Below are 14,719 nucleotides of genomic sequence, written 5' to 3' on the forward strand. Positions count from 1 at the left end.
AAGAATTCACCACCATTCATATTGTAACGTAGATTTCCAATTCTTTCCTGGCCTTCGGATTTGAGGATTCAATCGTACTCTATTCCCTGATCCCGGAGATTCGAACTGTAAATAAGTTTTAATGAGCTTCTGAAGAATAGGAGCAGTGGAATTATCCCGATTGTTGAGGCGGCTCCAAAGAGATTCCAGGAGGTGTAGAAGCTCCTAACCTCTCCAACGTAGCTATAGATCTTGAGAGAGAAAGGCATAAGCTCCTGGCTGTTAAGGAGGATTAATGGCATGGAGAAGGAATTAAATGATGATACGAGAATATAAGTCAGTAGTCCGCCGATTATCGGCAATGAGAGGGGAATAAGAACTCTCAACAAGTAGCCGGTTTCCGACAGTCCCTCAAGCAGAGAGACTTCCCTGAGCTCTCTTGGGACAGTTGAAAAAAAGCCGCCAAGCAAAAGAATCGTTAGTGGCAATGCCTGGATACATACGACCATGCCAACTCCGAACAAGTTGTTCACCAGACCAAGCTTGTCGAATACGAAGTACATCGGGAGCAACGTATGCATTCCCGTATAGAGGCTTCCAAAGAGAATCAACGAAGCGATAGCCTTCACAAACAAATTCCTCTTCAAAGAGAAGAGATAGGAAAAGGGAACTCCGGCCAGAAGTACCACAGCAAAAGCCCAGAAAGCGATCTTCAAAGTATTGAATATGTTTCCCAGTAGTCCGTCTGAGATCACTCTGCCATAGTTTGCAAGGGTCAGTTCGCTTTGAAAAGGCAGAATGTCTGAATCTGAAGCGAAAGAGAGATAACAAATGTATAGCACAACTACTGCGGTAGGAACAAGGCAGATTATGAGAAGCGCTCTCTTAAGCCACCCAGGAACGGTAAAATCGAAGTTAGGGAGCCTGTATCTAATTGACAAAAGGATCATCGGCACGCTCAGAAGAGTGGCAGGTATGACACCACTAATGCCTTCTTGAACGATACTCAGAACAAAAACGACGACTTCGTATATCAACAGAACCCCCACTAACCGTCTGAAAGGCTTCCTGAAGCGAGGGATTATTAGCGGCAGGATCGAGTATCCTACGACAACCGGTAAAATAAGCCAGTTCCAGCCTACGAAAAGCCCCAGTACAACATGAGCGGCGCTACTTAGATAAAGAACCTGTCTGTGTCTTCTAGGCACTTCCCCTCTAGAAAAGAGCGCACCCAGGATCCATATCAGCGCGAAGACTCCGACGAATACCGCGTAAGCAGAGAGAAGTCCATAATCCTTCGCAGTACTGAATTTCCTGAAAAGCACGATTCCGAGAAACGTAGTTGAGCCGGTCAGGGTGTGAGGAGTGAACCCCTCAGGAAGCAAAGGACCGTTTCCTGTCATAAGGAAGACTGAGGTGAACTCTTTCATCGATCTCGCAAGTTGAAACAAAAAATATGGGATCAATAGATACCTTATCTGTCCAAACAGAATGGAAGAAGTCGCGAGATCTCCCGCGCCGTCTATCTTCATTACATCATCCAGTTCCTTGGAAACTTTGCCAAGCATTCCGAGAATCACCATGGTTGAAAGAGGTATAGAAAGCCACACACTTACAAGTAGAGAAGAGGAGAATGCGTGCAGAGGGTTGAGAGTTACGTCAATACTTGTGCCAAGGAGAGTATTCAACAAAGAGTACCCTCCGTATCCCTGAACAAAGGCCCTCCATCCGGAAACGGTTATGAAGGAAGGTATGAACCAGCCGACCCCCAGTAGAAGAAGAGCCGCCTTACTGCGTCTTGTCGCCTTTCTCAGCCTGAGTGCAATGAAAAAGGATATCGCGATCTCCAGTGTCGTCTTAAGAGTCGACCACAAAGCCGTGAGTCTTAGGGAAAGCTTGAAGCCGGAATCTCGAATCACTACTTCGTAGTTCTTCAGACCGGCAAAGACCGGAGCCGTTTGGAAAACTCCATATTCTGTGAAAGAGACATAGAGAGCCCACGCTATCGGCGCAATTGTAGCGATTGACAGAATAAAAGCTACCGGGAGCGCCATGGGCCACTTTCTTCTCAAAATGAAGGGAAGCAGACCCATGGCAAAGAAGATCGGTATTACAACCGACATGTCACCAAACAGATTCAATATACGACTGCGCGCCTTCGAGGGCCTGATCGACTGTCATAGCACCACTATATATAGCCTGCAAAGCTGGCTCCAGGGCTTCGAACAAAAGGGATTGGTACCCAGGACGATTGGGCATAAATCTTCCTTTCCCAATAATCTCTTCCATTTCGGGAAGCCAGTCGGAACCAAAGAGCGGGTATTTGTCGCATTGAAGGAAAAACTCCTTGCTGTGCTCGTTAAGGAAGTTTATGAAACTCAAACACTGGTCGCGAGTTTCGCCATTGAAAAGAGCAAAGCCCTTCGAGTCTATTACGCCTTTGATCTCTATGCCCTCGAGATCGGGAAAGGGCAGCATTGCGAACCTTGGCCCCTTCTCTCTGAATTTCTCGGCCATGTAACTTCCCTGGAGCATTATCCCGATTTTTCCCTGTCTGAAAAGGCCGTTCATTGCAGCTCTCTCTAGTCTCGAGATTGTCCCCTCGTCGAAATACTTCTTAACCTTCGATACAGCTTCTATACTCCCGTGAGATCCCAGAAGAAGATTCTGCATCTCTTCCTCGGAATGCAGGGCCGAAACGTACGGAAACATTATGTAAGGAGATGTGAAATCGAATGCTATCGGATAATCGACAACGCCGGCGAGCCTTTCTTTTATCAGTCCGAATTGAGAGAAGTCAAGTCTTTCTTCGAGACTCAACCCGGCTTGTTCAAACGCGTCGAGATTGACGAAGGCAACCTGGCTGTCAGCATAGTAGGGAACTGCTCCGACAACACCATTCCAGATAAATGGATTCAGATATCTTTCCGGGTAGTCTTTAAGCGCATCTCCAGGAATAGGGAGGCTCATGTTTGAAGAGGCAACATCTCCGACATAAGTATCTTTTATCAAAGCGGCATCGGGCAGATCACCTGTCTTCAGACTGATGTTCAGCTTTTCCTCGATCTTGGGGAAGTAAACGATCTCGACAGGTATGCCAGTCTGGTTATAGAAATCGTCTGCAGCCTTTCTGTAGAAGGCCTCGCCTTCCCAGCTCACCCAGAAAGTTATGCTTAAGGCTGCCGAACAGAGCAAAACAACAAAAGCAGATGCAAGCAACTTTTTCATTTCACACCTCCATACTCAATATCTCGAAGAGAACTCGTTCACTCTTAAATGGTGCATGCCGCAGGCGGATGCCGGTAGCGTCGAAAATCGCGTTGGCTATTGCCGGAATCGGCGTGTCTATTCCGATTTCGCCGATGCTCTTCGCCCCAAAGGGGCCCGTCGGTTCGTAGCTGTCTACGAGTCCGCAGGTAAGCTTTCCGTAATCCATCCTCGAAGGGACTTTGTAGGTGAAGAAATCATTTGTCAGCATTCTTCCGTTCTTTGCGTATATTATGTCTTCGTATAGAGCCCATCCGATACCCTGCATCGAGGCTCCTTCAAGCTGACCCACTGCCTGGACTGGATTTAACGCAAGGCCGCAATCGGCGTAGGAGACGTAATTGATCAGGGTGATCTTACCGGTGTCTGTGTCGACTTCAACCTCGGCGAAACTTGCCGCGAATGGCGGGGGAGACTCTTCACCGACATAGGATGCCGACTCGGAAATCTGCTGCTGGTTGAACGTGTACATGTGCATTGTACAGAGTTCCGATAGCGATACGGAAGAACCGTCTTTCCCGCGTACCACTCCGGATTCAAGTGTAAGTTCCGATCGATCCTTTTCCAGATACTCGGACGCAAGATCAAGTACCTTTTCCTTTACCTTCTCTGCAGCAAGCCTGACGGCGTTTCCAGAAACGTATGTGGTGCTCGAGGCGTATGCACCAACATCAAAAGGAGTAAGGTCCGTATCCGAGGAATATACGACGATTTTCTCCAGAGGAACGGTTAGGACCTCGGCGGCTATCTGACCGAGAATGGTGTCGCTTCCAGTGCCGAGGTCCGTTGCTCCCACAAGTAGATTGAATGAACCGTCTTCATTCATCTTGATGGTCGCCGCCCCCATGTCGATTTTCGGGATTCCCGAGCCTTGCATTGCCAGGGCGCAGCCCACGCCACGAACCTTCGTTCCGTTTCTCGTCTTCTTTCCCCGTTTGCTATCCCAGTCGATTGCCTTTTTTCCGAGATCGATGCATTCCTGAAGCTTACAGCTCCTCATGATCTGCGGGACCCCTTCTCTTCCTTCACCCATGATTTCGAATATAGGAGAGGTCTCGCCCTCCCTTATGGAGTTCATCTCTTTGAGCTTCAGCGGATCCATTTTCATTTCGTGGGCCAGTTCGTCGATCGCGCAATCAAGCGGGAAAAGTCCCTGGGGCGCTCCATACCCTCTATATGCCCCCGCGGGAGGAAGGTTTGTGTATACTATGTCGCCGCCGAAATGAACGGCGTCCACCTTGTTGTAAAGCGGCAGTGTCTTTGAACCGGCGACCATGAAGGTAGTGAGACAGTGTTCTCCATAGGCGCCGGTGTTCGATATGCCTTGCAGAGATACGGCTCTGATCTTCCCTTCCTTCGTTGCGCCGACGGCAACGTCGAAACTCATCTCGTGGCGAATATTGGTTCCCATTGAGACCTCTTCTCTGCCGTAGACGATTCTTGCAGGCATGCCTGTCTTGATAGTTACAAGAGCCGCATAAGGTTCAACGATAATAGACTGCTTGCCTCCAAAGCCTCCGCCGATTCTCGGTTTTATCACGCGGATATCCGCAATTGGCTTTTTCAATATGCGGGAAAGAATTCTCCTACAATGAAATGGCACCTGAGTTGAAGAAACGACGGTAAGTCTGCCAACCGAGTCGAAGTAAGTCAGAGCATTGTGTGGCTCAAGTGCTGCATGAAGCTGTGTATCTACGTGATAGGTCTTCCTTACTACGAAATCACAGCTTTCCAGAGTTTTCTCTACATCTCCAATATCCATCACAAAGTGCGCGGCTATGTTTCTTGATTTATCGAAGACACCCGAACAATCGTCCTCATCATGAATTACTGGAGCCCCCTCTTTCGAGGCCTCTCTCATATCGAAGACCGGATCGAGGATTTCATATTCGACTTTGATATTCTTCATAGCCTCTCTTGCAGCCTTTTCGCTTTTCGCAGCCACAACCGCCACCACGTCTCCAACGTATCTTACCTTGCTGTCCAGAAGATACGTATCGTAGGGTGAGGGCTCCGGATATCCCTGACCTGCCCTTGTGAAGGGTATTCTTTCGACATCTTTGAATGTGAAGACGCCCACTACATCGTGAATCGCCTCGGCCTGTCCGGTATCAATGCTCTTGATTAGCGCGTGGGCATGTGGAGAGCGTAAAAGCTTCACGACAAGAGCGTCAGGCGCATCGTAGTCAGGAGTGTATACCGGTTTTCCCCTGACGAGCGCCAGACCGTCGACTTTCTTCTCTGGCCTTCCTACCGTTATGAATTGCTCACTCATCGGTTTCACCTCTCATTACTCCGGCCGCCTTCTTTATCGCTCTATTCTGAGGTTCATATCCCGTGCATCTGCATAAGTTGCCGTTCAAAGCGAGCCGGATGTCTTCATCGGTCGGATCGGGATTTTCTCTCAGTAGAGCTTCGCCGGTCATAACAACACCGGGAATACAGTATCCGCACTGGGCGGCTCCTTCCTCAAGAATCGCTTCTTGAATTGGATGGAGCTTATCGCCATCTGCCATTCCTTCAACCGTCTCAATGTTTTGCCCATCTACAGAAGCGGCGAAAGTAGAGCAAGAGAGTATCGGTTTTCCGTTCAGGAGAACTGTGCAAGTGCCGCAGCTCGCCGAACCACAGCTCCTTCTCACGCTCTTGTAGCCGATTCTTCTGAGAACTTCGAGGAGATATTCCCCGGGCTCGATTTCGAGCTCATGAAGTCTTCGGTTCACAGTGAATGCTATTCTCATTCAATCATCCCCTTCAGCTTTTCGGCAGCTCTCTGAGCAAGGACTGACGCAAGGTGCTTTCTGTATTCGAAGGAAGCAGTCATATTAGACCCTCCAACAAAACTCTCGAAGAGAAGACTCCTTACGATCGAAGGCATGACATCATTTATCTCCAAATCAACCATGGCGCTCTCGACGGTTTCGAACCTCGCCGGGTACTGCGGTCTCGATCCGCATACAACTCTGGCGGCTTTTATTCTGCCCTGCTCTGGCCTGATTGAAAGACCGACATTGACGGTCGCAATGTCGAAGGTAGTTTTAGAGAATTTTTCAAAGGCCGAAAACCAGCCGTCTCTCTTCAATATTACGTGAGTTATCAACGGCTTTTCGCCTGCAGGGAGGGAAAAGAAATCGGATATCAGCATTCTTTGATAGCCGTCTACTCCGTAGACCATAAGGCTCGAGCCTGTGACCAGGAGGCAGGTGCTTACGTCCGACCATCCTAGTTTTGGGGCTATAGACCCTCCGATAGTAGCCATATTCCTGATTTGCCATGAACCAACGAGAGATAAAGCCTCATAGAAGAACTCTCCGAACTCCTTTCTTATTAGCGGGTCCTTCCTGAAGGACTCAACGGTTGTCGTTGCGCCAACGACAATCTCGTCTTCGGTCACAGAGACCGTGTCAAGTCTGAGCGATTTCAGATCGATGACTTTTTCGATGCGCGATGACTCCATCAAAGCCACAATAGTCCCTCCGGAAAGGAATATCGAATGTTCTCTGTCGCTCTGCATGAGTTCGTATGCCTCTTCAACGGTCTGCGGTCTGAAGTACTCACTTACGTTAGTCAGCATCATATCCCCTCTTTCTCCAGACTTTTAAGGTTCTCGAAATGAGATTTTTGATCACGGTAGTTCTATACCACGAGCTTGCACGAACATCATCGATCGGTGTGACGTATTTCATTGCGAGCTCGATGAACCTGTCTTCGTCAAAGGCCTCTCCAGATCTCGAATAGTACTCGCAGGCTTCGACGGGAACGACAACTACGGGAGCGACCGATCCGAAGGCCATCCTGATCTCCGATTCGGAGATTAGAGATCCTACGGAAGCTACTGCAATTGCCATTGCGTTCCTCTGGCCGACTTTGTGGAACTGAGGAAAGAAAGCTCCGGTCTTTTCGAACGTTATGGACTTGACGAATTCTCCATTTGCAAGAGATGTCAATCCCGGGCCTTTAATGAAATCGCTAATCCTTTCGACTCTCTCTCCTGTTGGGCCACCTATCGACAGGCTTGCATTGGAAAGCAACATAGAAACTATCGAATCGCCCGCGGGAGAAGCGTTGACAATGTTTCCAACCAGTGTGGCCCGGTTTCTGATCTGTGGACTTCCAATCTCTCTTAAAGCCATCTCCAGTATTTTGCCGTGCTTAATAATCGCATCGTTGTTCAGAAGTTCGGACATGGTGACCTTACAGCCTACTCTAAGCGAGTCACCCAGGTCTTCTATGGTATCAAACCCCTTGAGATGCCTCAGGCTTATCACCCTATCTGGGATTACTCTCTTCAACCTTATCTTCACCAGCAGGTCGGTGCCGCCGGCAAGAATGCAGCTTCTCTCAGAAAGGAGTGTTTGGAGCTCCTCCTCACTGGTCGGCATAAAAACCCTAAACGACATCTCACTTCACCTCCAAAATCCTCTCTCGCTATCTAAAAAGAATAATCGTGGTCTGACTGAACTATCTTCTCCGGAACATCAATGTCAAAGACATTGTGTCCTCCGCCCTCAATTTCGCGAATCGATGCCAAGTTTCTTTTCACCAGCTGATAGGCACCCTGATCACCGGAAATTCTGGACAGTTCAGGGAACAGCTTCTTCGATATGAATGTCGGAAAGCCTTTCTTACCCTGAAAAACGAAGGAGACCATTTCATCTTCTGGTCTTACGGAATGGAGAAGACATTCGACGTCTTCTCCGGTAATCAAAGGCATATCTGCAAGCAACAAGACGATTCCTTCAATGCTTTGGGGACACTCTTCCATGCCCCTAATTATGCTTGTCGAGATACCGCTTGAATAGTTCTCGTTGACAACCGTTCTGAACGCACCAATCTTGAATTTCTCAATTTCGAAGCCCGGCTTCAGGACCAGAATCTTGTCCAGAGCAACGACGCTTTCAAAATTGTCGAGCGACCATTGTAGAAGAGGTTTTCCCCTGAAATCCGTCAGCAACTTCTCACCGCTGAAACGACTGGATTCTCCGGCCGCAAGAAGTATCAGTGCAACCGATTCACTATTCATTTGCTTTCCTTAGGTTCTCAGCTGCCGTTCTTATTGCCTGAAGTATCTTGTAGTAGCCGGTACATCTGCAGAGGTTTCCCTCTATCGCTTCCATTATCTCTTCATCGCTTGGATTGACCTTCCTGTCGAGGAGCGCCTTCGTTGACATAATCATTCCCGGCGTGCAGAATCCGCACTGAACTGCTCCTTCGTCAATGAAGGCCTTCTGAATGGGGTCTAGCTCGCCATTCTTAGAGAGCCCTTCGATCGTTGTGATCTTGGAACAGTCTATCTCTGGAAGAAGAACGAGACAGGAATTGACTGCTTTGCCGTCGATTATTACGGTGCAGGCTCCACACTCTCCTTCGCCACAACCTTCCTTTGTCCCGGTGAGCCCAAGTTCGTCACGTAAGAAATCCAGCAACCTGATATCTTCCTTAATGTCCATCGTTATAGTCTCATCGTTAAGTGTGAAGGTGATCTTCATCTAAGTGCCTCCTCAATAACATCTTTCTCCGGAGGGAGGGTCTTTACTTCGGGAAGAACAGCCGACACATTCTTGAGATCTTTCAAGCCATTGCCCGTAACGACGACCAGAATCCTGCTTCGTTCGTCGACAATCCCGATTTCTCTCGCCTTTCTGAAGCCGGCAAATGCTGCCGCTCCGGCCGGCTCGGCGAATACACCTGTCTCCCTTGCAAGTTCAATTATACCTCGAAGAATTTGGCTGTCTGAAACAGATAAAAAGAGACCGTCATGTGCTTTGGTGTAGCGACAGGCCTTCACGACATCTCTAGGTTTTCCAACACAGATGCTGTCGGCAACCGTCGATGCCTCGAAATCGACCGGGTCGAAGGGATAGCCCCGTTCGTAGGTTTTCATAATCGCCGCGGAGCCCTCTGCCTGTACTCCTACCATGGTCGGCATTTTGCTTATGAGACCGAGTTTGATGAGATCATCAAATCCCTTGTAAAAACTTGAAAGCACAGTTCCATCTCCTACCGAAACAAAAACGAAATCCGGGAGATTATCCCGCATCTCAAAGGCAAGCTCAAGCGCGCAAGTCTTTTTTCCTTCGAGAAGATATGGATTTATTGCGCTGTTTCTACAATACCAGCCCATTGACATTCCAATCTCCATTGAGAGATCGAATACCCTGTCGTAACTCGCATCAATTGCCAGAATCTTCGAGCCGTAAACCTGGAGCTGAGTAATCTTTGCTGTCGGGGCCGTTGCTGGCACAAATATCACGCTCTTCATACCTGCCACGGCAGAAAGCCCGGACAGAGAACTTGCTGCGTTCCCAGTTGAGGCACAGAAGATCGTGTCGAATCCCTTCGCTTTAGCCTTGGCCACTGCGACTGCGCTCGCTCTGTCTTTGAAAGAGGCCGTCGGGTTTCTTCCGTCGTCCTTTACAAACAGCTCGGCCACGCCATACTTTCTCGCAAGAGAATCGCTTCTATACAGCGGCGTGTTTCCAACTAGAAGCTCCGGAGGATCGACCTCTTCTTCAAAGGGTAGCAGAAAGTCAAAAGCCCAGATTCCCTTTCTGTGAAGCGATAATGAACTGGATCTGTATTGCTTTCTCACCTGCTCGAAATTATAAACGACTTCCAGTGTTCCCCTTCTCTCACCGCAATCGGGGCAGTAGTAATCAACTTCATCTTCCTTGAATTCCTTGCCGCAACTGATGCACTTTAGAATGTATTTTCTCAAGTCAGGACACCGCCGATCGCGCCAACGGGGCAACGTGATTCGCACAGCCCGCAACCGAAGCACTCAGCCGTATCCACTTCCACCTTTTCATCCAGCCTCAGTGCAAAGTAAGGGCAAACCGCAACACACAGCTCGCATCTCGTACATCTCTCATAATCGATTACCGGATTTCTCACTTCAAAGGACTCTTTCTGTCTTTCTGCAGAGTCGATCGCATCTTTCACACTCTCGAATCCTCTCTTTTCGAGAGCCGACGGAAGAGCGTCTACTATCCTTTTGTAGAGCTCTTTGCCTTTTATCAGAGCTCCAGAAAGCATCTGCACTGCCGATGCGCCGCAAGAGAGAAAGTCAATGACATCATCTGCGCTTGCAACGCCACCGACCCCTATTATCGGCAGAGAACAGCCCTCGCGAATTCTCCTTACGGATGAGAGGGAAAGCTTCTTGATCACTGGACCGCTTATCCAGCCGAAGCCATCCCCGCTTCCCATCAAAGAACGATTGGCTTTTCGATCGAAGGGATAAACCGGACCAAGTGAGTTTATGGCAACGATCCCGTCGCCACCGGACTCCTGGACCGCTCCGGCCATCTCGGCGGGATCTGGCACCGAAGGGTCGAACTTGAGAAAGACCGGCTTGTCAGTTCCTTCTTTGACGGCCGAGATCAATTCCTTCATTAGAGCCGGATCATCTGCAACGTAATGAGTCGACAACTCAAAACCATCTGCAAATTCTGAGAATAATGGAACAAGCTTTCTCAGATCTTCAGGTGAGTAGCCGAGACTAATTATCAGTGGAAGACTGGAATGCTTCTTGTACTCTGGGAGGAACTCCTCAAGCCATCTGTCGGGAGAGAACTCGCTCCATAATTCCGTGTTCACTACGAAATCCCTTTCTGCGATTATGCAGGGTCTCGGGACCTTCGCGGCAACGGTGGATATGGTTTTGGTCACCATTGCCCCGACTCCCATCATCTCGATGGCGCGCATCTTTCTGTGATCTCCTGTGAGCGGACCGGAAGCAGGCATCAATGGATTCTTCAGAAAAATCCCGGCCACTTCTGTCGAAAGATTCATCTCAGCACCTCCTCAGAACCTCTTCTCAAAAGCTTTGTATAGTCTTCGCGCCTCTTTGTATATGTCCTCTTCATCTATTCTTACAGGTCTTCCTTCCGCGAGTATTCTCTCTCCACCCACGAATGCGTCGCTTACCGAAATGTTGTCGCAGATTCCAAAGAAGAAGTGATCCATAAAGTTTTCTGCAGTGATCTCCGTTGGGCTGCGGTAGTTCAGAATTATGAAGTCTGCAGAGCTTCCTTCCCGGATTGTCCCGAGATTCACACCGAATGCACTCGTTGCTAGATCGTAATTAGAGCCAAAAAGCGAACGGGTGAGATCGCCCGAATAGCTCGCTGCCGGATCACGATAAACATAGTGGGGGCAGAGAATCATGAATCTTGCATCGTGACAGAGGTTGAAGCCGTAACCATCGTTTCCCATCAGCAAGTTCGTGCCTTCATCGTTGAACTTCTTCCATTCGGGGAAGCCCACACCGTTGTTGATATTCGACTGGCAGTTGACCACTATATAGCCTTTCGTGTCTTTTATGAGAGCCCTTTCAGATGCCGTCGTGTGAATGCAATGCGCATACAGCGAGTTCTGAATCATGAGCCCGGCTCTGTGAAACCGCTCCAGTATTCTCTGGTCGTAAAGGCTAAATGTGTGTTCCTGATCCTCGGGGCCCTCGGCCACATGAACGTGTATTGGAAGCCTTCCGGCTATCTCCTTCGAGGCCAAAGAGAGAGTTTCCTTCGAAAGAGTGAAAGAAGCGTGAAAGCCGAAGATCCCTTTCTTATAGGCAGTGTTCACTCTGCTAAAATCGAGATTTTCGCGTATTCCCCCGTCTCGTCGTTCGATTCCGTCTCGATCGGAGACTTCATAAGCTCCGCAATATCTGAGGCCGACAGCATTTACTGCAGAGGAGATCTTCTCAAGAGAGCCCTCAATAGCATTCGGGGAGGAATTGTGGTCAAAGAGCGACGTCACTCCTCCTTTCAGAGATTCGATAGCGGCGACATATGCAGAGAGTTCCAGATCTTCATGAGTCAACGCTTTATCCAGTCGCCACCACAAGTCCTCCAGTAGTTTGGTGAACGACGAGGGATTGAAGGGTGACACTTTCAATCCCCTTGAGAAAGTCGAGTAAATGTGAGTATGCGCATTTACCAGCGACGGCATCAGCAGTCTGCCCTCGAAATACAGATTCTCGCCGTCATACTTACAATCGCCGGGAGAGACTTTCACAATCTCTCCATTTTCAACTCTCACGTACCCTCTTTCGATGAACTCTCCGTCATTTGTGAAGATCGAAACACCGTTTATCTGCATGAACCTTCCCCCCAGCGTACTCTTCCCCGTTGGATAAAGCGTCCTGAAGCCTTTGGAAGCAGCACATCGCCATCCCTGAAGGCGATCTTTCCCTTGTGGATTACCGTTTCAACGGAGCCCTTGAGCTTCATTCCCTCATACAGCGAATGGTCTGACCTGGTGAACGGCGACTTCGATGCTGTAATCTCCGCATCTCTGTCAACCACTGCAATATTGGCCATGCTGCCGGGAGCCAGTAGACCTCTTTTTGGAAAGAGACCGAATATCCTGGCGGGATTCTCGGAAAGAAGGGCAGAGACTTTCACAAGATTCCCATTGAGCAAGGTGTTTAGCGCGGCAAATGAAAGCCCCAGCGATCCCGAGCCGTTTGGCATTTTCGAATAATCGGCTCGATTCTCAGATTTTTCCTGAACGAGGAAGGGGCAGTGGTCCGTGCCAATCGAGGATATCTCGCCCCTTTGCAGAGCAGAAACCAATAGCAGACGCTCATTCTCGCTCCTGGGCGGGGGACAGTAAGTGTTGAGGTACCCTTCTTCTCCTTCAAGCGGTTCGTTGTTCAGAAGAAGATATTGTGGACAGGTCTCGAGTTTTGTGAAATCTCTCCAGTCGACACCCATTGAAGATAGCGCTCTTATGGTCTCTCCGCTCGAAACATGAACCACATATAGCTGCCCCTTTCTATCGAGCGAAAGCAATGCGAGCTTGGCGACTTCGGACAGCTCGCTTATGGTGGGCCTGAGAGACGAGAGCTCTCTGAAGGTCGGGCTTGTGTAATCAGAAGAGATTTCGTTGATTATCTCGTCGTTTTCCGAATGGGCCAGCAACACGAATCCGAGTTTCCTTGAAAGCGAAAGCAATCTGTAAATCATCCCGTCGCCCGTTCTGCGACTTGAGGAACTATAAGTTGTGAAGATCTTTATTGATGGCATCCTGGCCTCTATCGCCGCCTCCGCTATCTCTTCTGCAGAGAATCCTGGACTCCCGGCAAGCGTGACGTGAAAAGCATAATCTATCCTGCTGTCTGCTGCCGTCTGCATCCGACTCTTCTTCGCTTTCTCAAAGTCTGAAAGACTGGAGACGGGATCGAGAAAATCTATCAGGGTAGTGACTCCCCCGCTAAGGGCAAGAGCCGATCCCGAATCGAAATCATCGACGGAAGTGTATCTTCCAAGATTGAGACTGAGATGCACATGGGGATCGATAAACCCTGGAAGCAAAAACAACCCCGAACAGTCCAGGGTTTCCCTTGCGGGGAACTTTTCTCTGATTGAAGATATTACTGCGACTTCCTCGCCCGTCACATAGACATTTGCAGGAAAAAGCCTGTCACCGGTACAGACAGTTCCATTTTCAAGGGCGAGGTCGAAACTCACGGTCTTCCACCCATTGTGAGAGCCATGACCGCCTTGGAGGTGTGAAGTCTGTTTTCAGCCTCGTCTATTACGATTGATTGCGGACCGTCGATCACTTCATCAACGACTTCGCGTCCTCGATCGGCTGGAAGCGCGTGCATGTAGACCGCTCTCTTGTTTGCCAGCTTCATTCTCTCAGGGGTGCAAATCCAGTCTTTATTCTTCCTCACCTCCGTCATGATCTCCTGAGGATCATCCGATACATAAAATCCTCCCCATGACTTCGGAATCACAATATCTGCATCTTTGAATGCCTCATCCATGTCGTGAAGTATGTCGAACTTGGCCCCACTCTCTTCTGCGTTAAGTCTTGCCTGATCAACTATGTCGGGCATCAAATCGAAGCCTTTCGGATATGCTAACTTCACGTCCATACCGTATCTAGTGAAGAGAAGAATCTGAGACTGCGGAACGGAAAGAGGCTTGAGATGGCTCTCGGCGTAGGCCCAGGTTATTGCGACTTTAAGACCGTTCAAGTTTGTCCCGAATCTTTCTCGAATTGTCATCATATCTGCCATAACCTGCATAGGATGATAGACGTCATCCTGGAGATTGAGAACTGGGACATCTGCATGTTCGGCAAGAGATCTCAGGTAAGGATTCCCCGCCTTGAACTTGCAGTGCCTGACGGCAATAGCGTGGCCGTATCTCGAAAGAATCATGGCCGTGTCTCGCGGAACCTCTCCATGAGCCGTTTGCATCGTTGAAGGATCTAGATAGTGAGCATGACCACCAAGCTGGGTTATTCCCGCTTCCATCGAATTTCGAGTTCTCGTGGATTGATCGAAAAACATCAAGAATACCGTCTGATAGGGAAGCAAAGGTGTGGGATCATTCGTTGCGAATCTTCTCTTCAGATCAGCAGACAGATCGAGCATAAGGTCAATTTCCGTTCTTCTGAAATCCTGCGTAGTAATGAAGTCTTTGCCTCTCAGAATGCTACTCATCTTGTTACC

At 49.1% G+C, this 14,719-nt stretch carries 13 protein-coding genes; all 13 read right to left on the reverse strand.

What is annotated here, in order from left to right; all coding sequences use genetic code 11:
- Positions 1-68 precede the first annotated feature (68 nt).
- Genes B3K42_RS11175 through B3K42_RS11235 form a run of 13 tightly spaced genes read right to left on the reverse strand, consistent with a single transcriptional unit; the run spans position 69 to position 14,710 of the window.
- Positions 69-2,120, reverse strand: coding sequence for an ABC transporter permease (locus tag B3K42_RS11175; RefSeq protein ID WP_258367218.1), 2,052 nt, complete (start codon positions 2,118-2,120; stop codon positions 69-71).
- Positions 2,104-3,207, reverse strand: a complete 1,104-nt coding sequence (locus tag B3K42_RS11180; RefSeq protein ID WP_110990280.1) for a sugar ABC transporter substrate-binding protein — start codon at positions 3,205-3,207, stop codon at positions 2,104-2,106. The genes B3K42_RS11175 and B3K42_RS11180 overlap by 17 nt, the downstream gene beginning before the upstream one ends.
- Position 3,208: 1 nt before the next feature.
- Entirely contained in the window at positions 3,209-5,521 is a 2,313-nt protein-coding gene (locus B3K42_RS11185) for a xanthine dehydrogenase family protein molybdopterin-binding subunit (RefSeq protein WP_110990281.1), read from the reverse strand.
- Positions 5,514-5,987 carry a (2Fe-2S)-binding protein gene (locus tag B3K42_RS11190; protein ID WP_110990282.1) on the reverse strand — a complete coding sequence of 158 codons (474 nt, stop codon included), beginning with the start codon at positions 5,985-5,987 and terminating at the stop codon, positions 5,514-5,516. Before B3K42_RS11190 ends, B3K42_RS11185 begins: the two co-directional genes overlap by 8 nt.
- Entirely contained in the window at positions 5,984-6,820 is an 837-nt protein-coding gene (locus tag B3K42_RS11195; protein WP_110990283.1) for an FAD binding domain-containing protein, read from the reverse strand. Before B3K42_RS11195 ends, B3K42_RS11190 begins: the two co-directional genes overlap by 4 nt.
- Complete coding sequence (locus tag B3K42_RS11200; protein WP_110990284.1) at positions 6,810-7,646, reverse strand: FAD binding domain-containing protein; 837 nt, start codon at positions 7,644-7,646, stop codon at positions 6,810-6,812. The genes B3K42_RS11195 and B3K42_RS11200 overlap by 11 nt, the downstream gene beginning before the upstream one ends.
- Before the next feature lie 32 nt (positions 7,647-7,678).
- Positions 7,679-8,269 carry a nucleotidyltransferase family protein gene (locus B3K42_RS11205; RefSeq protein ID WP_110990285.1) on the reverse strand — a complete coding sequence of 197 codons (591 nt, stop codon included), beginning with the start codon at positions 8,267-8,269 and terminating at the stop codon, positions 7,679-7,681.
- A complete protein-coding gene (locus B3K42_RS11210) occupies positions 8,262-8,735 on the reverse strand; it encodes a (2Fe-2S)-binding protein (RefSeq protein WP_110990286.1) in 474 nt (157 codons plus the stop codon). The genes B3K42_RS11205 and B3K42_RS11210 overlap by 8 nt, the downstream gene beginning before the upstream one ends.
- A complete protein-coding gene (gene thrC / locus B3K42_RS11215; protein WP_292598815.1) occupies positions 8,732-9,964 on the reverse strand; it encodes a threonine synthase in 1,233 nt (410 codons plus the stop codon). Before thrC ends, B3K42_RS11210 begins: the two co-directional genes overlap by 4 nt.
- On the reverse strand, positions 9,961-11,040 hold the full coding sequence (locus B3K42_RS11220; RefSeq protein WP_292598817.1) for a 4Fe-4S binding protein: 1,080 nt from the start codon (positions 11,038-11,040) through the stop codon (positions 9,961-9,963). The genes thrC and B3K42_RS11220 overlap by 4 nt, the downstream gene beginning before the upstream one ends.
- Before the next feature lie 12 nt (positions 11,041-11,052).
- The gene (locus tag B3K42_RS11225; protein ID WP_292598819.1) at positions 11,053-12,351 is read right to left on the reverse strand and encodes an amidohydrolase family protein; all 1,299 of its coding nucleotides are present in this window, start codon (positions 12,349-12,351) and stop codon (positions 11,053-11,055) included.
- Complete coding sequence (locus B3K42_RS11230; protein ID WP_292598821.1) at positions 12,342-13,724, reverse strand: dihydroorotase; 1,383 nt, start codon at positions 13,722-13,724, stop codon at positions 12,342-12,344. Before B3K42_RS11230 ends, B3K42_RS11225 begins: the two co-directional genes overlap by 10 nt.
- A complete protein-coding gene (locus B3K42_RS11235) occupies positions 13,721-14,710 on the reverse strand; it encodes an ornithine carbamoyltransferase (RefSeq protein ID WP_292598823.1) in 990 nt (329 codons plus the stop codon). The genes B3K42_RS11230 and B3K42_RS11235 overlap by 4 nt, the downstream gene beginning before the upstream one ends.
- Positions 14,711-14,719: the final 9 nt, after the last annotated feature.

The sequence above is a fragment of the Mesotoga sp. UBA6090 genome, from assembly GCF_002435945.1.
Classification (GTDB): domain Bacteria; phylum Thermotogota; class Thermotogae; order Petrotogales; family Kosmotogaceae; genus Mesotoga.

What these genes read in the sequence shown, in the direction of transcription:
- B3K42_RS11180 (WP_110990280.1), bottom strand. Translation starts at nt 3,207, where the DNA reads ATGAAAAAGTTGCTTGCATCTGCTTTTGTTGTTTTGCTCTGTTCGGCA.
- B3K42_RS11185 (WP_110990281.1), bottom strand. Translation starts at nt 5,521, where the DNA reads ATGAGTGAGCAATTCATAACGGTAGGAAGGCCAGAGAAGAAAGTCGAC.
- B3K42_RS11190 (WP_110990282.1), bottom strand. Translation starts at nt 5,987, where the DNA reads ATGAGAATAGCATTCACTGTGAACCGAAGACTTCATGAGCTCGAAATC.
- B3K42_RS11195 (WP_110990283.1), bottom strand. Translation starts at nt 6,820, where the DNA reads ATGCTGACTAACGTAAGTGAGTACTTCAGACCGCAGACCGTTGAAGAG.
- B3K42_RS11200 (WP_110990284.1), bottom strand. Translation starts at nt 7,646, where the DNA reads ATGTCGTTTAGGGTTTTTATGCCGACCAGTGAGGAGGAGCTCCAAACA.
- B3K42_RS11205 (WP_110990285.1), bottom strand. Translation starts at nt 8,269, where the DNA reads ATGAATAGTGAATCGGTTGCACTGATACTTCTTGCGGCCGGAGAATCC.
- B3K42_RS11210 (WP_110990286.1), bottom strand. Translation starts at nt 8,735, where the DNA reads ATGAAGATCACCTTCACACTTAACGATGAGACTATAACGATGGACATT.
- B3K42_RS11220 (WP_292598817.1), bottom strand. Translation starts at nt 11,040, where the DNA reads ATGAATCTTTCGACAGAAGTGGCCGGGATTTTTCTGAAGAATCCATTG.
- B3K42_RS11225 (WP_292598819.1), bottom strand. Translation starts at nt 12,351, where the DNA reads ATGCAGATAAACGGTGTTTCGATCTTCACAAATGACGGAGAGTTCATC.
- B3K42_RS11235 (WP_292598823.1), bottom strand. Translation starts at nt 14,710, where the DNA reads ATGAGTAGCATTCTGAGAGGCAAAGACTTCATTACTACGCAGGATTTC.